Here is a 20165-nt window from a genome sequence, read left to right on the forward strand (position 1 = left end):
ACCATGATGATTCAGTTCAAAATTTGTATGCTTTTTCTAGGTGGACTTTTGTTCTTGGATAAATGTGAAAATGACATATACGAGCGAAAGGAATATATATGGTTGGAGAATAAATCGGATCATAGGGTTTATGTGACGACTGGTATTGGTGAGGATAATAATGGTCTGAATGTATTTCCGGATACTATCTTGACAATACGTAAACCTTTTTTGAAAGAAGTTGATGGTAACCAAGAGGCAATTATAGTATCGTGTCCGTCTCTATCAAGTTTATTTGAACAAATTTTAGTCAATCAACCATTAAGTGTGTATGTGTTTGATGCGGACCAGTTGGATTCGCTAGGGTGGGATGATTTTGTAAATGCCAATTCAACTTACAATAGATATGATATGAGCTTGATACAGCTTCAGGAGCTCCAAAATAGAATGGTACATCAATGAGTAATTGCGTTTGAGGTATTCTTTGTTGACTACTCAGTTCGGCTGTCCCTTGTCGTTGCCACGTTTGATTGAATAGATACTCGGATTAATAATCTCTGATCCTTTCATCGCTCCCAGCCCAACACAATAATTTCATGCATGAATTCGTAGATTTGTTCGACGCCTATCGGTAAGGCGTACGAACAAATGGTATGGAATTCCCGGTAACCCGATCTGCATGAAAGAACTTGACAAGCTAAGGGCTGTTGTCATCGATGACGAACGCAACAGTACCTCCGTTTTGGTATCAATGCTGACCCAATACGTGAAGGAAGTCGACTGCTGCGGCAGTGCACATTCTGCCAAAGACGGCATCAATCTGATCAAAGATGTTCACCCCGACCTTGTGTTTCTGGATGTGGAAATGCCCAACGGAGACGGATTTGAAGTGCTGAAAGCTTTTCCGGAAAGAGATTTCCACGTGGTGTTCACCACCGCGCATGACCACTACGCCGTCAAGGCATTTAAATTCAGCGCCACGGATTACCTCCTCAAGCCCATTGACATCGATGAACTCGAGTCTGCCGTTCAAAAGGCTGCACGGGCAGGCAAGAAACCGATAAGTCCCAACGACGAGATACTTCTGGAAAACATCAATGCCGAATTTCCTGCCAAGCTTACCCTTGCCACGCAGGAAGGCCTGTATTTCATCGAAGTTGAAAACCTGGTGCGTGTGGAAGGAAGCGGCAACTACAGCACGTTCTATTTGTCCGGAGGGGAAAAGATCGTGGTGTCAAAGAACCTGAAGGTGTTTGAAGAAATTCTGAACGACAATTTCTTCCGGTGCCATCAATCCCACCTGATCGCAGTGGATAAAATAAAGGCGTACAAGAAAACCGATGGAGGCTCCATCCAGATGTCAGACGGAAGCCTGGTGGAATTGTCATCAAGAAAGCAATCCGACTTCATGCGCATCATGAAAGACCGGGCCCGGTCCATCTGATTCCTTTACTTCATTCACGATTTAAGCATGCATGATGGCCTCTGCATACACGCGCCAGCTCAGGTTGTCTTTGAACTGTGCAACGTTGGAAGGAGGCAAAGGATGATCGAGGAAACGCTTCATGGTGGCAGCCATGGAAGGCAGGTCTTCCGCTTCGGCCAGGTAACCATTCACACCGTCTTTTACTGTTTCCGGGAAATGGCCCACCTTGGTAGCCAGGATAGGCAGGTCAAAATTGTAACTGAGTGATTCGATACCCGAAGGTGTGGCCGTGAGGTAATACAAAACCACACATTCGCTCACCTGGAAAAAGCAGTGCACTTCCTCATTCGGGATGAACCTGTTGAACACCGCCACATTGTCCTGCAACCCCAATTCTTCAATTAATGCCAGCGGGTTGTAATCTTTTTCATCTTCCTTGTTGCCCAGGAATACCTTTTTGGCAACACCGAACAAAGCCTTTTTTACACGGGTGGCTGCACTTTTGTTGTCGAGTGTATTCCAGAACGACTCACCGCAAATCAGCAGGCTCACATCATCACGCTCTTTGGCCACCAGGTCGAATGCCCGGATGGCGTTGTGCAGTCCCTTGTATTTCCGAATGAAACCGAAGAACAGGAACACATGTGTTTTCAGGTTATGCTGTGCCTTGAAGGCGGCTATGTCAAATGCCGGATCCGGTTTATACAGGTCATAAATGGGATGAAAGAGTTTGATCACCGATTGATGTCCGGCTTCTTTGGTACGTTCACCGCTTTCGTTGATTGCAAACTTTTTGTTCGGAAAAACCTGCTTCAGTTCGTCAAACGTCTTGTATGCATGCACGATGTAGGTATCGGCGTTGGTAATGCCCATGCGCGTGAACATCATGTCAATCTTGCTTTTCTCCTTCTGGATCACGAAATGCAGGTCGACAATGACCTCACAGTTGCACAGCTGTTTCAGGCGTTTGATGATGCGGCTGATGGGCAGGCCTTGCAGGGCAATTGACCACTGGAAGATCACTTTATCCGGCTTCAGGGAAGCGATGTGTTTTGCAGTAGCCTTCCAGGTAGACGGGCGGTTGTAGTTTGTGATGTAGGTGCAAGGGATTTGTGTGCCCTCCAGCAGATCCTGCTTGCTCACCTTGTCTTTGAATTCCCTGGGAACGATACTCGGGTATTGCTGGGTCCAGGACACGATGTGCACCTGAACATCCTTGAATCCGGCCAGTGTTTTGGCCAGGGATGTATTGTAATTGGAAAGCCCGCCTTTGAACGCTGGTCCGGGACCGAAGCAAACCACGGTTGCCATTCGCTATGCCTTCTGCGTTGCTTTTTCCTTTGCCATTACGGCATCGTACACCCGTTTCAGTCCTGCTTCCAGCGAAATCTTCGGCTCCCATCCGAGGTGCTCTTTTACAAAGTCGATGCTACAATACCGTGAGTGGACACCCACCGGTTTGTCGAGCAGGGGTTTGATCTCCGGGTCGTAGCCTGCGAATTTGCAGAAGATGCCGATGATCTCACGGAAGTTGGTGAGCCGGCCCATGCCAATATTGATGGCGGTGCCGTCATGAATTTTATCCATTGCCAGCAGGGTGCAATCCAGGACGTCATCGATGTGCACGAAGTCGCGTCCCTGGTAGCCGGATCCCCATACTTCAAAGGGGCTCTCTTTATAAATGGCGCGACGTGCAATAGCGGGTACGGGGTAGGAGTAGTCCTGATCTTCACCATAGCCGCTGAACGGACGGATGCAAGTCACTTTCACACCATAATGTTCGGCTGCAATCTTGGCCAGGAATTCACCGGTCAGTTTGGTCCACCCATAGGTCATGTCAGGCTGGCCCATGTTGGAAAAGTCAATGTCGCTTTCCCGCAATTGGATGGCATTCGATTCGGTTTGTTTGCTGATGGGGTAGGCGGCGCTGGAACTCGGATACATCACGCGCTCGGGTTTGTGCCGCGTGATCCAGTAGAAGAATTCTGCATCGATAGACAGGTCCAGGGCCACCTTCATGGGGTCTCCATCAATCATGGCCCGTCCGCCTACAATGGCTGCAAAGTGGAATACATCTGCGAAGCGCTTGACATCGATGCCATACGTTTTGGAAAACCAATCGTTGTCATCGGTCATATGGCGAACCACTTTCCTGAAATCCCCTTCGATGAACAGCAGGCGTTCGTCTTTCCCGTAGATCTTGAGCCCGTTGTGTTCCTTCACCAAGGGTTCATTCAGCCAGGTTTCCGGGGCCGTACCCACAGAGAGATCATCCACGAATACAATGCGGTCTTTCGTGGTATTGTACAGGCGTTTGACCATGTTGCGGCCTACAAAGCCACATCCGCCGGAGATAAGATGATTTTTCATCGGATCAGGAGCTACTGTTTTTACAGGTGGCTAAAGTAAGGAAAACCTGCTAGACCCGTGCAGCTTCCTGCCGGAAATGTGTGCTTCTTAACGGACAGGAAAGCGTGGGGTCATGCTTAAGTTCTTGCCATGAAAAAAGGCCGGGATCGTATGGAAAATCACCGGCCTGGACTGGGCAACAGAGGCAACGCAGATTCCGGTAATTCAATGGCTTCGGATATCCACATCGTTTGCCGCAGTTTCTAACTCAGGTAGACCGGTAGGCAACCGATCTCCTGTACAAATAGAAACAATGATCACAAGCTGAATGGGCTGAATGAAGAATTGAAACCTGCCGTTGTAAATTCGCCGTTTGCCGCCAAATATTCGTGGCAAACGGGGGTGTGAGGCCGCAGAATAACCCGACTATAATTTTTTTACCCAGGAATTTTTTTCTCAGCAGCCAAATCTTATATTTGCTGAGCCGACTTTAACTTATATCTTATTTTGGATTGCCACTCAGCAAGCGTGTGTCTATTGCTGATGAGTATTTGGTTCGCACCAACCTGACTAAGGAATGTGCAGACCAAAGGCAAAAACAGAGATGACTTACGGGAGAAGAGTCGTTTCTGTACCCCTTCAGGGCTTGCTCTGAAGGGTTTTTTTTTAGTCTCAAGTTGCGGTCGTAAGTTGGCGATCGGGCGCTGGAATATGAAGATTTGGTCAATGGTTGGTCGGATGTCATTGACGCGACCATCGGGAGCTATTTACGGCGCAGCCAATTGACACGACCGAAGGGAGTAACTTACGGCGCAGCATATTTGCACGACCGAAGGGAGTCATTGGCAAGTCCAAAGTCTAACATCTATTGTCACATGTCTCACGTCGAACATTCGTACCTTCACGCAATCATCACCACGTAACATTGTAACATCGATGAAACGCATTGCGATTTTTACCTCAGGTGGGGATGCGCCCGGTATGAATGCCTGCATCCGTGCAGTGGTTCGCACCGGATTGCACCACGGACTGGAAGTCTTCGGAATCTATCGTGGCTATCAGGGCATGATAGAAGGAGACATCGTACCCCTGTATTCTGCTTCGGTATCCAACATCATCCAGCGTGGGGGGACCATCCTGAAATCGTCCCGGAGTGCAGAATTCCTCACAAAGGAAGGACGGCAAAAAGCCATGAATGCCTTGCAGAAGTACGGCATAGAAGGTGTTGTTGCGATGGGGGGAGATGGAACCTTCCATGGAGCTTCAGTTTTCACCAGCGAACATGGTGTGCCTTTTGTAGGCATCCCATGCACCATTGATAATGACTTGTACGGTACCGATTTTACCATCGGCTATGATACCGCCATCAATACGGTGGTGGAAGCGGTGGATAAAATCCGCGATACGGCCACATCCCATAACCGCTTGTTTATCGTGGAGGTCATGGGACGTGATGCAGGTTTTATTGCCCTTCGCTCCGGGATCGCCAGTGGAGCCGACGCTATTTTTGTTCCCGAAACCCAGACCGATATGAACTATGTGGCGAAGCAGCTGCAAAGAAGCTGGGCACGCGAACGCTCATCCAGCATCCTGATCGTGGCGGAAGGTGATGAGTTCGGAGGCGCCATGGAAGTGCACGCGGAACTCCAAAAAAGATTCCCGGAAAAGGAAATGCGCATCTCCATCCTGGGTCACCTGCAACGCGGCGGCAACCCCAGTTGCATGGATCGTGTTCTTGCTTCCCGCCTGGGGATGGCGGCTGTGGAAACACTGCTTGAAGATAAGCACACAGTCATGGTGGGGCTCCGCCACCGCGACATCACACTCACACCCTTCGAGAGTGCGGTTAAACACAACCTCTCGCTGAATCCTGGCCTGCTGAAACTGGCCGAGACCATGGTGATCTGATGTCGTCTTCCAGGGATACATACGCGGAGGTATTGCTGCCTCTTGCCTTGCCGGGCAGCTTCACCTACTTCGTTCCGGAAGAATGGGAGAGTCGGGTTCATCCCGGCAGCCGGGTGGTTGTGCAGTTCGGGAGGAGGAAAAGGTATACGGGTATCGTGCGGGAAACACACCACAACCCGCCCCGTGGTTACCAGGCCAAGTACATCCTGGAAGTGGTGGATGAGCCGCCCCCGGTTGTACCGGTTCAGATGCAGTTCTGGGATTGGATCTCTACCTATTATATGTGCCATCCGGGTGAGGTGATGGCAGCGGCACTTCCTCCCGCATTACGCCTTTCCAGTGAAACACGCATTTGTCTTCCCGCAGTGCCGGTTGAAGACAGCACGCTAACCGATGACGAGTTCCTGGTGTTTGAAGCTTTGCAGCACAATCAGGTGCTTCCCCTGTCGGAAGTGCAGGCCATCCTGGGACGGAAATCGGTTCATCCGCTGCTGCGTTCCATGCTCCAAAAAGGGGCCGTGATGCTCGAAGAAGAACTCAAAGATTCCTATAAACCCAAATGGGTCGACTTCGTGCGGTTGACATCCGTTATGCAGAAGGAGGAAGCGCTGTCGGGGGCATTCTCCCAGTTGTCAAAAGCCCCCAGGCAGGAGGAGATGTTGTTGGCTTTTCTTGACCTGAAAGCCAGGGATCAGGAAGCCGGAGAAGGACTCATTCATAAAAAACAGCTCCTCGAACGCTGCGGAGGTTCCGCCGCTGTGCTGAGTGGCTTGACCGATAAGGGTATACTTGAGATCGTACGCGTGCAGGAAGATCGCATCAAAGGGCATGGCGGAGATCCCGGTACAGAACTCCGGTTGTCTGAATTGCAACAGCAAAAGGTGGAAGAGGTGAAGTCCTTTTTTGCGGAAAACAAACCTGTGCTGCTTCATGGCATCACCGGTTCGGGTAAGACCGAAATCTATGTTCAACTTATCCGGGAAACACTTGCTGAAGGTAAGCAGGTGCTTTATATCCTTCCGGAGATCGCACTCACATCCCAAATCATCCAACGCCTGGAGCAACATTTCGGAGAAGCCGTTGCCGTGTATCATTCCCGTTTGAATGAACACGAGCGCATGGAAGCCTGGAAGAAGTTACTGGACGAAAAGACCGGCGTCATGCTGGGGGCACGTTCGGCTTTGTTCCTGCCGTTTCGTAACCTGGGGTTGGTGATTGTGGATGAAGAACACGAAACCAGTTTCAAACAATATGATCCCGCACCCCGCTATCACGCAAGGGATGCTTCCCTCGTGCTGGCTCATCTCCATGGGGCACATGCCATTCTCGGTTCGGCAACCCCATCACTTGAGTCACACCAGAATGCCCTCACGGGAAAGTTCGGTCGGGTGGAGCTCAACCGGCGTTTCGGTGATTCAGTGCTTCCGGCAATGGAAGTGGCTGACCTTGCGGAGGCGCAAAAGAAAAAGCAAATGCACGGGTCGTTCACCGCACAATTGAAACAGGCAATGGATGACACACTGGCTGCCAAAGAACAGATCATCCTGTTCCAGAACAGAAGAGGTTTTTCTCCCTTCATCGAATGCCAGGTATGTGGCTGGGTGCCTCAATGCCTCCATTGCGATGTGAGTCTGACCTACCACAAACATGCCCACCAGATGCGTTGCCATTACTGCGGATACAGTACGGATGTGGCCGCGAGGTGTCCTTCCTGTCACGGGGCGTCTTTGCAAACATGCGGACTCGGAACCGAGAAGGTTGAGGAAGAGCTCACGTTGCTCTTCCCGCACGCCCGGGTGATGCGGATGGACCTAGATAGTACCCGAACCAAACACGGACACCGCAATATCATCCGCGCTTTCGAAAACCGGGAAGTGGATATCCTGGTAGGTACGCAAATGGTGACCAAAGGATTGCACTTCGATCATGTCGGATTGGTTGGCATCCTGAATGCAGATCACATGTTGCATGTACCTGAATTCAGGGCTTACGAACGTGCCTTCCAGCTGATGGTGCAGGTAGCAGGCCGGGCCGGTCGCAGGGAAAAGCAGGGAAGGGTGATGATACAGACCCGTACCCCCGAACATCCCATCATCCGACAAGTGATGACCAATGACTATGCAGGCATGGTTGAAACGGAGTTGAAAGAAAGGCAACAATTCGGATACCCCCCCTTCACCCGGTTGGTCCGGATCACCCTCCGCTACCGCGATGCAGATGCCTTGCTGGTGGCTGCTACGGCTCTCGGACAACAGCTCAGACAGCGATTCGGACAACGGGTTCTCGGCCCCGAAGCGCCACCCATCGCGCGCATTCGCAATTTTTACTTGCAACACATCCTGCTGAAGTTCGGGAAAGACCTGCCGCTTCAAAAAGCAAAGCACGTATTGGCTGAAACACTTGAGGCCTATGCTGCAGAAAAAGAATTCAAACGCATCCGTGTGGCGGTGGATGTGGATCCGGTGTAATCTGTAACTTGGTGAACAAAACACAATCCTCATGGAATCGGAACAAATAGATGCATACATCGCAGGTTTTCCGGAAACCACACAAAGCTTGTTAAAGCAGGTACGCGGCATCATCCGGAAAGCAGCCCCCGATGCGCAGGAGGTGATCAGCTATGGCATGCCGGCCTTCAAACAAAAGAAGGTACTGGTATATTTCGCCGGATATAAAGAGCACATAGGGTTCTATCCGACCGCTTCCGGTATCGCTGCTTTCAAAAAGGAGATCTCAAAATATAAGAACTCCAAAGGCGCTGTTCAGTTTCCGCTGGATCGGTTGTTGCCCGAAAAGTTGATAACCGATATGGTGAAGTTCAGACTCAAAGAAGTTTGTGGTTAGAGGTTGTTGGTTAATGGTTATTAGTTATTAGTTGTTGCTTTTAAGGTGAACCGCAAACCACAAAAAACGAACATGGAAACCATGCCCGACATCGAAACCAGAAAAGACATTGAAATCCTTGTGGATGCCTTTTACAAGAAGGTCATCACGGACGAACGAATTGGTGACTTTTTTACAAAGGTGGTGAAGCTCGACTGGAACCTGCATATCCCCATCATGTATGATTTCTGGGAGTCGATGCTACTGAAGCATACCGTGTACAATGGAAATCCCATGATCAAACACATCGACCTGAACCGTAAAAAAGCATTGAAACCGGAGCATTTTGAGTGTTGGTTTGCCCTGTGGGAAGAAACGGTGAACGAGCATTTTCACGGGGAGAAAGCCGGCGAAGCCATCAGCAAGGCCAGGCAAATAGGTGGACTCATGATGGTTAAAATCCGCCAGGCCGCTCGCAACTGAGAGCTAACCACAAACAAGAAACCAGAAACCACAAACTTCATGCTTGAATCATTTGAAACGGATAGGTTGATCCTCAGCCCCACCTCGGAAGCCGATGCGGATTTCCTGATCGAACTCATGAACATGCCCAAGTGGATTCAATACATCGGTGACCGCAATGTGCATACCCTGGAAGATGCATTGGCATACATCCGTGCGAAAGTGACCCCGCAGCAGGAACGACTCGGCTACGGCAGCTTTACGGTGATCAGGAAGGAAGACCAGGCGAAGATCGGTTCATGCGGTCTTTACGACAGGGAAGGCATCGAAGGCCTCGATATCGGGTTCGCATTTCTGACGCAATTCGAAAAAATGGGTTATGCTTTTGAGGGTGTTGCCAAACTAAAACAGGTGGCAGTGGAGCAGCTGGGCATTCGCAAGTTGAGCGCCATCACCCTTGAAGAAAATACAGCTTCGCGGAAACTGTTGGAACGCATCGGGCTGACATTCATAAAAACGGTAAGGATACCCAACGATACGGAAGAACTGATGCTGTATGAATGGGAAATGACCGCATCCGAATAAGGCTGGGGTGGTCAGGACCCATGCACCTCAGGGATTCACACACTTGATATCGTAGTTGAGTGTATAGTTCTTGTAGGCGATCGGTATCACTGCTATTATGGTCATATCGCTGGGATAAGTGCCATAACTTTCACAGGTGCCATGAAGGGCATACCGTGCCATTACCTTCAACGTGTTCGTATGTGTATCTGCATACACACCGGTTTTGATAATAAGCTTGCTGTGAGGTACCAGGTGTTCTTTGTGTGCCATGACAAAATGCCTGTTGAAATCAAGCTTTCCCACAGGATTGTTGGGGGATAGAATGATGCTGTCCCAAGCGGCCTGGTCACGGATCGTATAACTGTTCTTGGATTTGGCCTTGATGAAATATTCATTCAGGTGATAACCATTCTTGTCTGGAAAAGTACGTGCATTCTTAACTGTTGCATAAACTTTTCCTGGCCTCAGGCCATTTACGCTGGGGTTGACACAGTCCTTGTCACAACTGAATAACATGAGGGACAGAACAACGAATGCTACAATGGGCTGGATTTTCATGAAAATGAATTTATCCTCAAAATTAGGAACGTTTTTCGTTTTATTTCAACGTGCATGCACGGAATGCAAATGCATTTATAAATATGACCGGTTGAGTTCACGGGGAAATGAACGGGGAACAGGCACGTGAAAATATAGGTAAAATATGTGATTGAAAGGAATTCGATACCTTTCACCACCGTGTGAAACCTATACCTCTGTTGAACATGATCAATCGGGTTTTAATGCTTGTTTTCTTCGCGCACTTATTTTCGGCTTGCAATACACAACCGGCTCCCAAGACCGGCCTGGAGGAAACGGAAGCCGGTTTCAATGAATCCGCAGCTGTGCTGGATGTGATGCGCAAACATCTGGATGCTGTGACTCACAGGGACACGAATGAACTGAAAAGCACCCTGTCTCCGGACGGTAACATGTGCCTGATCCTGCCCGGAGAAGAGGTCATTCTGTCGGTGGATTCATTCATGAGTTTTCATAAAAAATGGTTTGCAGATACCACCTGGACGTTCGAAACGCGGATTATCGATGCCATCGTTGGACCCAAACTCACATCGGTGGTAACGGAGATAATGTACCGTGAGCCGGAGCGCAACGGCATGCCTTACTACAACAGGATGACCGTGACATATGTCTTGCAGAAGATAGACGGAGCGTGGTATGTGGTTCAGGACCACGCCAGCTCCATAGAGAAATCAACCGATAAAGTGAGCAAAGAAACTTAGTCTCATATGCGAATGAATAGATGGATATTGACGGTTTGGGCGTTGGTGCTGGCCCTCACCGGTATTGTGCTGATCTTTATACCGGATGAATCCATGCATGCCCTGGGCATAGGTGGCTCCGATGCGCTTGCGTTCAAATTACTGGGTGCCGCTCACTTCGGATTTGCAATGCTCAACTACATGGCGCGCACGGCAGCCATCGGTGGGATATATGGTCGCCCGATTTCCGTGGCCAATTTTGCACACTTTATGATCGCCGCAATTACGCTGATCAAGGTTTCATCCGATGGGGAGATCAATGTGCTTCGCTGGTTTGTTACCATTGTGTTCAGCTTGCTGGCGGTGTCGGCCTTTTATGTAATGAGATCGAATCCTGGGAAAGGCTGACACGTGGAAGCCATTGCCGGTTTTTATACCTTGTGACCATCAAGAAAAACAACATGAAACATCTTCAGACACAAATCAACATCCAGGCTCCCGCTGACAAAGTTTGGAAGGTGCTTACCGATTTCGCCTCCTACCCATCCTGGAACCCGCTCATCATTTCCATTTCCGGAGAAAAAAGAACCGGTGCCCAGCTTGAGGTCAACATCAGTCCGCCTGAAGCCAAGCCCATGAAGTTCAATCCCCGCATCCTCGTGTTCAATGAAGGGCACGAACTCAGGTGGAAAGGACAGCTGGCTATTCCCGGCCTGTTCGACGGGGAACATTACTTCCTGTTAGAAGGCAATGGCGATGGCACGGCGGTCACCCACGGTGAGAAATTCAGCGGCCTGCTTGTAGGCTTGTTCGGCGGCATGCTCAAAAAAACCGAGCAGGGGTTCAATGACATGAATGCCGCTCTGAAGAAGGTGTGCGAAGAAGCGGTTAGTTAATTACTGCTCGAGCGTATAGGCACGCACCCGGTTGTCGTTGAATGTGGGAATGAGCATCAGGCGTTTCGACTGGATGAACTCCAGGTCGGCGGCGTTGATTTTATCCGGTGTGGTGTCAATGAGTTTCTGAATACCCTCCAGCAAGTTCACCTGCTGGGTCAGGCCCGCCCAATCGGTGGTCAGGTAATTTCCCCGGCCGGCAGACACCAGTCCGTCAATCCCTCCGGTATCGTAAAACTGTACTTTGATTTCTTTTGAGTCCAGACGGATCAGCAGGATGTTGTTGCGTGTTCCCACCAGCAGTCGGCCATGTTCCGCCAGGATGCCGTTGGGTTTGTCGAGGCTTTCGTCTTCCAGCCATACGTCGAGCTTTCCGTCTTTGAAGCTGTAAATGCGGTTGGTTTGCATGTCGGTGATGTACACCACGCCGTCTTCATCCACCGTTACGTCATTCAGGAATTTGGCGCCGGCAGCCGGATATTTGCTCAACACCTTCCCGTCCTGGATAGAGATCTCTACCAACATGTCGATGTCTGCCACATAGAGTTTTCCCTGTGAAATCCCCATTCCTTTCGGCGCATCCAGGCCGGTGGCCCAATTCAGCTTCAACATCTCCCCATCCGGTGACATCATGGAAATGAATCCGTTCTTGTCATGCTGTAAAGGATCCCCGTTGATATTGGAAACAAACAGCACACTGTCGGTTTCATCATACAGCACCGATTCCGGGGTTTTCAGAACCGCCTTCGTTTCCCAGACCAGTTTCACCTGTGGAGATTGAAAAGAGGATCCGTTCTGAGCGGATGAGAAAGTTACTGCGCCCATCAGGCACAGGGTAAGCCAGGCTGTTGTTTGTCTTTGCATCACAATAGGGGTTGGTTCCCAAATGTAGCAAATAAGAGGTTTGAATCATACAGAAAAAGCAGATGTGCCGGGAGGTTCCGCGCATCCGGTTGACGGGATGCCCGGGCTGATGTAAATTTGACGCTTGATAAAACAAGCTTATGTCGTCAGTTGTAAAAGAAAAGGTAAAGACCTGTGTGATGAATTTGGGATGGGTTCTGTTCACGCTCTCAGCCGAAACAGCAGGTGCTCAGGAACCACAAGCCGTTGATACTGCCACCTCGCCGGGCGTTCTTACACTGGACCTCGAGTTCAGGCCACGGGCTGAAGTCAGCTACGGATACCGCCGGATGCCGTCGGATACATCCCGCATCGGGGCGAACATCAGTCAGCGGGCACGCCTCAACCTGACATTTGAAAGGAAGGACTTTATCTTTCATTCATCCGTACAGGACATCCGGGTGTGGGGAGAAGAAGACCCGCGTACCGGCAAAGGTTGGCTGCAGGTGTATGAGACGTGGGTGCAACCCAAGCTGAACCGCAAGGGGAATTGGGCGGCCAGGATCGGCCGGCAGAAGATCACGTACGACAACGAACGGTTGTTTGCGCGCAACAACTGGCGACAGGCAGCCAGCAAGCATGACGCGGTACGGCTGATGTTTGATAACGACCGGATGAAGACGGAACTCATCGGTGCATTCAACCAAACCGCACAAAGAAGTTTCGGAACGGTGTATGACCCTTCCTTTGCTTACTATAAGGTACTCGCCACACATTATCTCTTTTACCGGATCCGTAATCTGCAGCTCACAACCATCAACTTCACCGATGGCTATCAGGATGCCACCGATCCGCACAAAACCCATTTTAAATACACAAGTGGTGGCCGCATCCTATGGATGTACCTGAAAGGAGACGCGGAAACAGTTGCACGTAAAGCGGATGTTACACTTGCGGCGTATTATCAATATGGAAGATTGGCCACCGGCGACCTGCAGCGCGCATACTACCTCGAACCTGAATTGTCGGTTTATCCATGCAAACGTTACCAACTGACCGTCGGTGCCCAGGTGTTCAGCGGTGACGACGATGCTGCCGACGGCACATCCCACGCCTTCCTGGCCCAATACGGCGCCTTCCATCGCCACAACGGGCACATGGATTACACGGCCGCCCAGGTGGCCACCACCAACCACCAGGGTCTGATCAATCCCTACATAAAACAGGCATACACCCTGAATGATCGCGTGAAACTCTCCTGGGATTCCCACCTGCTAGGCACCAACAACGGAAGGTATTACCGCGCGATGAATGACAAGGGGGTGATGACCGATTACAACCGGTGGTGGGGATGGGAGAACGACTTTGCGGTGGTATACAAGGCGAATGCATTCACCACCCTGGAAGCTTCCTGGATGTGCATGTTCACCAATGCCACCACCACACGGTTACCTGCAGTCGGGGGCGGTGATGCGGAAGTACTTCCCTGGTTTGCCTATCTGACGGCAACCTGGACGCCGCAGTTGTTCAACTCGTCGCACCGGAAATGATCTTGGTCTATACCATGCGGCATGCCGTATGAAAGCATTTGCGTACACGGCAAAATTTCTACCTTTGGCTGTTCCTTTAATGCCAACCTTATGAAAACCATTCTGCTTCCGACCGACTTCTCCGACGAATCGAAAAATGCCATCCGGTATGCGATCAACCTGTACGGCACCCAAGATGTGAGGTACATTGCGCTTCATGCATACGACCTGCAGCATCACAACACCACCATGATGATCAGCCTGGATGATGTGCTCAAGAAAGATGCGCTGGAGGCAATGGACATGGAGCAAGCGTGGTTGAAGAAAGAATATGCCGGGCAAACGCTGCCCCTCACCCCCGTTGTGCAAAAGGGCGAACTTCCCCTGGTACTTGAAAAAGTAATTGCCCACGAAAAGGCCGATCTCATTATCATGGGCACCAAAGGCGCCAGCGGTGTTTCCAAGGTGTTGCTGGGAAGCAATGCCGTTCGCGTGATCCAGTCGGCGCACATCCCTGTGATCGCGGTTCCGTTGAAGGCAGGTGTTCAGCCCTTGAAAAAAGTATTGCTGGCGGTTGATTTCAGGGAACCCTTCAAGCCGGGAGCTGCCGCCGCCACGCTGGACCTGTGCAAAACACATGGCGCAGAACTGATGATCGTGTATGTATCCGAAACAGGTGAGTTGTCAGCCGAAGCCGGCGAGAACAAGGGGAAGTGGGAAGCGGCACTGGCATCCTTACCGCATAGCATCCATGTGATCCGTGCCGCGGATGTAACGGATGGACTGGAGACACTGGCGAGTGAGCACAAACCTGATATGATCGCGATGACTGCCGGTGAAGGTGGCTTCTTCCGCAGGATGTTTCATCATAGCGATACCAAGGAAATGGTGCAGCATGCACACCTGCCGCTGATGATCATGCACAACGCCTGACGTCAGCTTTTTTCTAGATGTCTTTCTTGTAAACGATGGTCCGGTAAGGGAATGGAATTTCTATGCCCTCCCTGTCGAACGCCTCCTTGATGGACTTGAACAGGTCCATACGCATGTTGCGGCCTTCCGGGGCGGAGGGTGCCCATGCATAGCCGCGTATGTTCACCGATGAGTCGCCGAAGCCAACCACACGCACATCCACGGGTTCTTCACCGTTTGCTTTCTCCTGCGGCGTGCGGCCGTCAATCCACAGTGGATGGGCCATGACTTCCCTGCGAATGATGGAAAAGGCCAGGTCGATGTCGCTGTCGTAACTGATTCCGAAATTCAAAAATTCACATACCCTCGGATCACTGATGTCACTGTTGATGATTGTTTCACTGTTCATCGTGGAATTCGGGATGATGATGCGCTTGTTCTCGAAGTCGCGGATCACCGTGTGACGAAGGGTGATGTCTTCCACGTGTCCCATCAGGGTGTCTTTTACTTTGATAAGATCTCCCACGCGGTAGGGCCTGGAGATGACAAGAAATACACCGCTTACAATGTTGGCAAAAGCTTGTTGTGCGGCAAAACCCACGATCGCCACCAAGATACCGGCACCGGCGAACAATGTAAGTGCCAGGGAACGCAACGAGGGAATGGTGTAAATCACCAGAAAGAAGGCGGTGGAATAGATCACCAGCGTCATCGCATTGCTGAAGAAACGATAACGTGTGGCATCAATCTTCAGATGAGCGGCCGATGCCCGCACAAACCGGCTGATCAGCCAGCGCGTGATGCGCGTAATGATGATGGCCGCCAGGATGATCGATCCGATCGTAACCAAGTGCCTGACCTCAAGGTGCATTTCATGTAACCAACCCATGAACCAAAAATAAATATTTTCGGGTGATTAAGGCGCAAACCCGAAGCGCCTGTAGTTGCGGCTTCTGTATAAATTGCTGTATTTTGCGGCATGTTAAAAAAGCCCGTATATCTGTTCATGATGGTCATTCTGTGCATAGTGACCATGCATGGTGCGGGTACATGGCTCCTGTTCAAGGTCCGCCAGTGTCAGATAAGAAACGAGGTAAGGGAAAGAATCCGGGAGGAGGTTCCGGAAGAGGCGTTGGTGAAGTTCAGTGAAGGCAAGTCTTCCGGGGATATCGTGTGGGTGGAAGAAGACGAGTTTCAGCATGAAGGTGTGCTTTATGATGTGCTGTCAAGGGATACCACCGTCAGCGGTGAGGTGATCCTGTTGTGCATCCGCGACGGGGAAGAATCTGACCTGTATGCCTGGATGGAAAAAGTTGTGAAAGACCGCATGGGAAAAAGTGCCGAGGATGCAGGTCAGGAAGAATTATCGGATAGCCTGTCCAAGATAATGCCGTTGCAATTGCCCCGTATCCTGTTTTCGCAGGGAAATGCACTCAACATTTCAATCGGTAGTCAACCGGTCTATCACTCCCCCGGGCAGGGAATCGAATGCCCGCCGCCAGAGAGGGTATAACAAATCTGTGTGTCCTTCCGGAACATTCCGGAAGCGTTTGTTATACCCAAATTCTCATCATACAATGAAAAAGTATTTTGTACTGGCAATGTTCACAAGCATGACCCTTGCCGGATTTGCCCAGCAGTTAACCGTGTTGGATCAGACCAGCCTCCAGCCTGTTAGGGATGTGGTTATTTATAACAATAAACCAAAATTGGTTTTTGTTGTCACAGATGCACTCGGACATACGGATGTATCGGTTTTCAAAGATGCGGATAGCATCCGGTTTCAACATGTGGGATACCGGGACGCGGTGTATTCATACCAGGCGCTTCAGGGGATGGATTTTCTGTTGAAGCTCACTCCTGCCGCTTATTCCATGAACCAGGTTGTGGTCTCGGCCAACCGTACCTATGAAATAAGAAAGGACGTAGCCCAGCAAATGGATGTGATCCAGAGTTCCGACATCGCGTTCATGAACCAGGCTTCTTCCGCCGACCTGATGCAGGCTACCGGCCATGTAGCGGTGCAGAAAAGCCAGTTGGGTGGCGGCAGTCCGATCATCCGTGGTTTTGAAACGAACAAGGTGCTCATCGTAGTCGATGGTGTGAGGATGAACAACGCCATTTACCGCGGCGGTCACCTGCAAAACATCATCACCCTGGATCAAACCATGATGGATCGCGTGGAGATTGCCTATGGTCCCGGGGCAGTGGCATACGGAAGCGATGCCCTCGGCGGTGTTATGCATTTTATCACCCGCAAACCATTACTGGCAAGTGGCGACAAAACCGACGTTTCCGCTCACGTTTTTTCGAGGTATGCATCTGCATCCGATGAGCGTACCGTTCATGCCGATGCGAACATAGGCGGTGTAAAATGGGCTTCGCTCACCAGTCTTAACTTTTCCCGTTTCGGAGATCTTCGCCAGGGGGGCGTGCGCAATCCGTTCTACGGCGACTGGGGCAAACGTACCTTTTATGTAGAGCGCGTGGGAGACGTTGATTCGGTTTTCAAAAACCCCAATCCGAACATCCAGAAGCTCTCGGGCTATTCACAATACGATGTGATGCAGAAGGTGCTGTTCAAACCCACACAAAGAAGCGAGCATCAGCTCAATCTACAGTATTCCACTTCTTCGGATATCAACCGTTACGACCGCCTCACGCAAACCCAGGGCGGGTTGCCGCGATATGCCCAATGGTACTACGGGCCGCAAAAACGGTTGCTTGCAGCTTACACATTTGTGTCCATGGATACATGTAAAATGATGGACAATAGCACCGTCACCACCGCATATCAGAACATAGAGGAGAGTCGCAACGACCGCCGACTGGGCAGGAATGACCTGCGTCACCGGAGCGAACACCTGGATATCTTTTCCGTGAATGCGGATTTCAGCAAGACGATGGGTAAGCATAAGGTGTTGTACGGACTTGAAGCCTTCCTCAACGATGTGGCCTCCGTGGCTGAAACAGAAGACATCGTTACCGGCATGATGACCCCGCTGGATACACGCTACCCCGACGGAGGTTCGGTGATGACATCGTTCGCTGCCTACCTCACCCATTCCCTCGAACTGTATCCGAAGCTGGTAGTGAACGAGGGCGTGCGCTTTACACATACGCGCCTGCACGCCGCATTTGACGACACCACGTTTTTCCCGTTCCCGTTTCATGACGTCACCCAGCAATATGGTGCGCTGAACGGTAAGGTGGGCGTGGTGTACAAGCCGGGACACAAATGGCGCCTTTCCCTGGTGGCATCCACCGGCTTCCGTGCGCCAAACGTCGACGACCTCAGCAAGGTGTTCGAGTCGGTACCGGGTACCGTGATCGTGCCCAACCCTGACCTGAAAGCCGAACACACCTACAACATCGAACTGGGTGTTACCAAACAGCTGGGTGAAAACCTGACGGCAGGTGTTAACGGTTACTATTGTTGGTATGCGGATGCCATCACCACCCGGCCCGGAACGTTCAACGGCATGGATTCGGTGATGTACGACGGACAGATGGGGGCGGTGTTGATGAATGTGAATGCGTCGGAAGGATACATTTACGGCGGACAGGCATTTGTTTCCGCAGACCTCAGCAGGAATGTGTCGCTGTCTTCGGAGTTGAATTACACCTACGGACGCCTCCGTACCGATACCACCGACTATCCGTTGGATCACATCCCGCCGGTGTTCGGAAAGACCTCCGTGCTTGTGCACCTCGATCGTTTCAAGGGCGAATGCTTTGCCATGTACAACGGGTGGAAACGTTTGGCTGATTACAACCTGTTCGGCGAGGACAACATCGCTTATGCTACAGTGAACGGTATGCCTGCCTGGGTGACATTGAATGCGCGGGTCGCATATCAGATCAGTGCAGCGTGGCAGGTGCAACTGAGCATGGAAAACATCCTGGATCAGAACTACAGGGTGTTTGCGTCGAACATCAGCGCCCCTGGACGCAATACCTTTGTGACCGTTCGCGCCAGTTTCTGATTAAGAAAAGGCAAAAACAAAAGGCCGTTCCTTTTCGGGAGCGGCCTTTTCTCATTCTAAACATGCGCCTCTTAGCACGATATGTCAGGTGATACATAGATTGTGATGCCGGGAAGCGCATCGAATGTATTCCTGTACGAAATCAACCTGCAAAAGTTTTGCCAAACCGGATATTTGCCTGACATATGGAAATAAAAAAATGAACCACATAGGCACATAGCACACATGAGCTTTGTGGTGCCTGTTGTGAACCATGTGTCTATGTGGTTCAATCCGGGAATCACCAAATAGATTACCTGTTCATGATTTCTTCGCACGAGCGGAGCGTTTCCAGGTAACCGCTCCTGTGTGTTTCTTCCTGCTTTCTCCGGTACTGAAGGATGAAACGCGGATGCGGCAATGCAAATATCTCCCTGAACCATCCGTGTTCTTCATTCAGCTTCGTGAAATATTTATGCAGGATTCCTTCGCCGAGGCAAATGCAACATGCCTGCGACAGGCCGAAATCAATCTGTGCACGTATGGAGCTGATGATGAAAGGCCGCACCATGGCTTCCAGGTCTTTCCGGTCATAAAAGTTCAGGTTCTTTCCGTCGGCGGTGAAACCGAGCGGGCACAGGGCTGTCAGAAAAAAGTGACGAAAAAAAGCTTCTGCCCCTCCGTATTCACTGATTACACTGTACACGAAAGTGGAAGAAAGCTCGGGTCGCATGTGCAGGTGATGCTCAATGCCGCACGCCGATTGCAGCTGAATAGGATCGGTGAATGAGATGCCCGTGAGTCCGCCACCGAAACGCCCCGGGTTGATACCGAAGATACCGACGCGTGGATGTTCATCTTCATAAAACTTCCTGAAGAAAACATCGGTCAGTTCTGCTACCTGTGGATCTATATAAGGGTTCAGCACCTCCACGCCATCGGGAACGGGCAGTCCGCTTGACAGCGAGCTGTAAAATGCCTGGGCTTTGCGTCCGAATGTAGCGGATGGTATCATGGGTGCGAAGGTAGGAAAGGGAGTCTCAAGTCTCAAGTTTCCCGCCTTCGCTAAAGCTACGGCGGGCAAGCAAGTTTGTAAGGTGGTTTGCTTAGTAGGAGCAACCCTTTGGTGTTATGTCGTTGGATGAGAGATTGTGAATGAAGAAAGAACAGCGTTAAAATGGTTGAACCACATAGGCACATAAAACACATAGCTATGTGTTTTTATATTGTGACCTAATATGCCTATG

Annotated in this window: 20 protein-coding genes; 14 read left to right on the forward strand and 6 right to left on the reverse strand. The window is 50.7% G+C overall.

Annotated elements, in window-relative coordinates:
- The first annotated feature begins 3 nt into the window (after positions 1–3).
- Complete coding sequence (locus tag H6585_09795; GenBank protein ID MCB9448623.1) at positions 4–441, forward strand: hypothetical protein; 438 nt, start codon at positions 4–6, stop codon at positions 439–441.
- Positions 442–658: 217 nt separating this feature from the next.
- Positions 659–1423 carry a response regulator transcription factor gene (locus H6585_09800; protein MCB9448624.1) on the forward strand — a complete coding sequence of 255 codons (765 nt, stop codon included), beginning with the start codon at positions 659–661 and terminating at the stop codon, positions 1421–1423.
- 21 nt (positions 1424–1444) lie between these two features.
- On the opposite strand, the gene H6585_09805 is transcribed toward H6585_09800, so the two are convergent.
- Together H6585_09805 and H6585_09810 are read right to left on the reverse strand one after the other, a co-directional pair.
- Positions 1445–2716, reverse strand: a complete 1272-nt coding sequence (locus tag H6585_09805; protein ID MCB9448625.1) for a glycosyltransferase — start codon at positions 2714–2716, stop codon at positions 1445–1447.
- A gap of 3 nt (positions 2717–2719) precedes the next feature.
- On the reverse strand, positions 2720–3775 hold the full coding sequence (locus H6585_09810) for an NAD-dependent epimerase/dehydratase family protein (protein ID MCB9448626.1): 1056 nt from the start codon (positions 3773–3775) through the stop codon (positions 2720–2722).
- Between the two features lie 915 nt (positions 3776–4690).
- On the opposite strand from H6585_09810, the gene pfkA reads away from it, so the two are divergent.
- From pfkA to H6585_09835, 5 genes are all read left to right on the forward strand, one after another.
- Positions 4691–5662, forward strand: coding sequence for a 6-phosphofructokinase (pfkA, locus tag H6585_09815; GenBank protein MCB9448627.1), 972 nt, complete (start codon positions 4691–4693; stop codon positions 5660–5662).
- A complete protein-coding gene (gene priA, locus H6585_09820) occupies positions 5662–8130 on the forward strand; it encodes a primosomal protein N' (GenBank protein MCB9448628.1) in 2469 nt (822 codons plus the stop codon). Before pfkA ends, priA begins: the two co-directional genes overlap by 1 nt.
- A gap of 31 nt (positions 8131–8161) precedes the next feature.
- Complete coding sequence (locus H6585_09825; GenBank protein MCB9448629.1) at positions 8162–8506, forward strand: DUF1801 domain-containing protein; 345 nt, start codon at positions 8162–8164, stop codon at positions 8504–8506.
- An 81-nt stretch (positions 8507–8587) separates the two neighbouring features.
- Positions 8588–8968 (forward strand): group III truncated hemoglobin, encoded by a 381-nt coding sequence (locus H6585_09830; GenBank protein ID MCB9448630.1) that lies wholly within the window; start codon positions 8588–8590, stop codon positions 8966–8968.
- 39 nt (positions 8969–9007) lie between these two features.
- A complete protein-coding gene (locus H6585_09835; protein ID MCB9448631.1) occupies positions 9008–9532 on the forward strand; it encodes a GNAT family N-acetyltransferase in 525 nt (174 codons plus the stop codon).
- A 27-nt stretch (positions 9533–9559) separates the two neighbouring features.
- On the opposite strand, the gene H6585_09840 is transcribed toward H6585_09835, so the two are convergent.
- The gene (locus H6585_09840; GenBank protein MCB9448632.1) at positions 9560–10072 is read right to left on the reverse strand and encodes a hypothetical protein; all 513 of its coding nucleotides are present in this window, start codon (positions 10070–10072) and stop codon (positions 9560–9562) included.
- 206 nt (positions 10073–10278) lie between these two features.
- On the opposite strand from H6585_09840, the gene H6585_09845 reads away from it, so the two are divergent.
- Genes H6585_09845 through H6585_09855 form a run of 3 tightly spaced genes read left to right on the forward strand, consistent with a single transcriptional unit; the run spans position 10279 to position 11669 of the window.
- Positions 10279–10794 (forward strand): nuclear transport factor 2 family protein, encoded by a 516-nt coding sequence (locus H6585_09845; protein MCB9448633.1) that lies wholly within the window; start codon positions 10279–10281, stop codon positions 10792–10794.
- A gap of 12 nt (positions 10795–10806) precedes the next feature.
- Entirely contained in the window at positions 10807–11181 is a 375-nt protein-coding gene (locus H6585_09850) for a hypothetical protein (protein ID MCB9448634.1), read from the forward strand.
- Positions 11182–11234: 53 nt separating this feature from the next.
- Positions 11235–11669 carry an SRPBCC domain-containing protein gene (locus H6585_09855; GenBank protein MCB9448635.1) on the forward strand — a complete coding sequence of 145 codons (435 nt, stop codon included), beginning with the start codon at positions 11235–11237 and terminating at the stop codon, positions 11667–11669.
- Here H6585_09855 and H6585_09860 read toward each other — a convergent pair whose 3' ends face one another.
- On the reverse strand, positions 11670–12533 hold the full coding sequence (locus tag H6585_09860) for a hypothetical protein (GenBank protein ID MCB9448636.1): 864 nt from the start codon (positions 12531–12533) through the stop codon (positions 11670–11672).
- A 140-nt stretch (positions 12534–12673) separates the two neighbouring features.
- Between H6585_09860 and H6585_09865 the strand changes: the two genes are divergently transcribed.
- The gene (locus H6585_09865; GenBank protein MCB9448637.1) at positions 12674–14062 is read left to right on the forward strand and encodes a hypothetical protein; all 1389 of its coding nucleotides are present in this window, start codon (positions 12674–12676) and stop codon (positions 14060–14062) included.
- A gap of 90 nt (positions 14063–14152) precedes the next feature.
- Positions 14153–14974, forward strand: a complete 822-nt coding sequence (locus H6585_09870) for a universal stress protein (GenBank protein MCB9448638.1) — start codon at positions 14153–14155, stop codon at positions 14972–14974.
- Positions 14975–14987: 13 nt separating this feature from the next.
- On the opposite strand, the gene H6585_09875 is transcribed toward H6585_09870, so the two are convergent.
- The gene (locus H6585_09875; protein MCB9448639.1) at positions 14988–15842 is read right to left on the reverse strand and encodes a mechanosensitive ion channel family protein; all 855 of its coding nucleotides are present in this window, start codon (positions 15840–15842) and stop codon (positions 14988–14990) included.
- A 90-nt stretch (positions 15843–15932) separates the two neighbouring features.
- Between H6585_09875 and H6585_09880 the strand changes: the two genes are divergently transcribed.
- Both H6585_09880 and H6585_09885 read left to right on the forward strand, forming a co-directional pair.
- Positions 15933–16466: a hypothetical protein gene (locus tag H6585_09880; GenBank protein MCB9448640.1), complete on the forward strand. Its 534-nt coding sequence runs from the start codon at positions 15933–15935 to the stop codon at positions 16464–16466.
- Positions 16467–16530: 64 nt separating this feature from the next.
- Positions 16531–18939: a TonB-dependent receptor gene (locus tag H6585_09885; protein MCB9448641.1), complete on the forward strand. Its 2409-nt coding sequence runs from the start codon at positions 16531–16533 to the stop codon at positions 18937–18939.
- Between the two features lie 292 nt (positions 18940–19231).
- Here the strand turns inward: H6585_09885 and H6585_09890 are convergent, their stop codons facing one another.
- Complete coding sequence (locus tag H6585_09890) at positions 19232–19933, reverse strand: DUF4918 family protein (GenBank protein ID MCB9448642.1); 702 nt, start codon at positions 19931–19933, stop codon at positions 19232–19234.
- Positions 19934–20165 lie beyond the last annotated feature (232 nt).

Source organism: Flavobacteriales bacterium, from assembly GCA_020635855.1.
GTDB lineage: Bacteria > Bacteroidota > Bacteroidia > JACJYZ01 > JACJYZ01 > JACJYZ01.

Bases quoted from the DNA above. Each gene is read 5' to 3' on its own strand.
- H6585_09830 (MCB9448630.1), top strand. From the start codon at position 8,588: ATGCCCGACATCGAAACCAGAAAAGACATTGAAATCCTTGTGGATGCC.
- priA (MCB9448628.1), top strand. From the start codon at position 5,662: ATGTCGTCTTCCAGGGATACATACGCGGAGGTATTGCTGCCTCTTGCC.
- H6585_09890 (MCB9448642.1), bottom strand. From the start codon at position 19,933: ATGATACCATCCGCTACATTCGGACGCAAAGCCCAGGCATTTTACAGC.
- H6585_09865 (MCB9448637.1), top strand. From the start codon at position 12,674: ATGTCGTCAGTTGTAAAAGAAAAGGTAAAGACCTGTGTGATGAATTTG.
- H6585_09805 (MCB9448625.1), bottom strand. From the start codon at position 2,716: ATGGCAACCGTGGTTTGCTTCGGTCCCGGACCAGCGTTCAAAGGCGGG.
- H6585_09880 (MCB9448640.1), top strand. From the start codon at position 15,933: ATGTTAAAAAAGCCCGTATATCTGTTCATGATGGTCATTCTGTGCATA.
- pfkA (MCB9448627.1), top strand. From the start codon at position 4,691: ATGAAACGCATTGCGATTTTTACCTCAGGTGGGGATGCGCCCGGTATG.
- H6585_09885 (MCB9448641.1), top strand. From the start codon at position 16,531: ATGAAAAAGTATTTTGTACTGGCAATGTTCACAAGCATGACCCTTGCC.
- H6585_09800 (MCB9448624.1), top strand. From the start codon at position 659: ATGAAAGAACTTGACAAGCTAAGGGCTGTTGTCATCGATGACGAACGC.
- H6585_09835 (MCB9448631.1), top strand. From the start codon at position 9,008: ATGCTTGAATCATTTGAAACGGATAGGTTGATCCTCAGCCCCACCTCG.
- H6585_09870 (MCB9448638.1), top strand. From the start codon at position 14,153: ATGAAAACCATTCTGCTTCCGACCGACTTCTCCGACGAATCGAAAAAT.
- H6585_09850 (MCB9448634.1), top strand. From the start codon at position 10,807: ATGAATAGATGGATATTGACGGTTTGGGCGTTGGTGCTGGCCCTCACC.
- H6585_09810 (MCB9448626.1), bottom strand. From the start codon at position 3,775: ATGAAAAATCATCTTATCTCCGGCGGATGTGGCTTTGTAGGCCGCAAC.
- H6585_09795 (MCB9448623.1), top strand. From the start codon at position 4: ATGATGATTCAGTTCAAAATTTGTATGCTTTTTCTAGGTGGACTTTTG.
- H6585_09855 (MCB9448635.1), top strand. From the start codon at position 11,235: ATGAAACATCTTCAGACACAAATCAACATCCAGGCTCCCGCTGACAAA.
- H6585_09875 (MCB9448639.1), bottom strand. From the start codon at position 15,842: ATGGGTTGGTTACATGAAATGCACCTTGAGGTCAGGCACTTGGTTACG.
- H6585_09860 (MCB9448636.1), bottom strand. From the start codon at position 12,533: ATGCAAAGACAAACAACAGCCTGGCTTACCCTGTGCCTGATGGGCGCA.
- H6585_09840 (MCB9448632.1), bottom strand. From the start codon at position 10,072: ATGAAAATCCAGCCCATTGTAGCATTCGTTGTTCTGTCCCTCATGTTA.
- H6585_09825 (MCB9448629.1), top strand. From the start codon at position 8,162: ATGGAATCGGAACAAATAGATGCATACATCGCAGGTTTTCCGGAAACC.
- H6585_09845 (MCB9448633.1), top strand. From the start codon at position 10,279: ATGATCAATCGGGTTTTAATGCTTGTTTTCTTCGCGCACTTATTTTCG.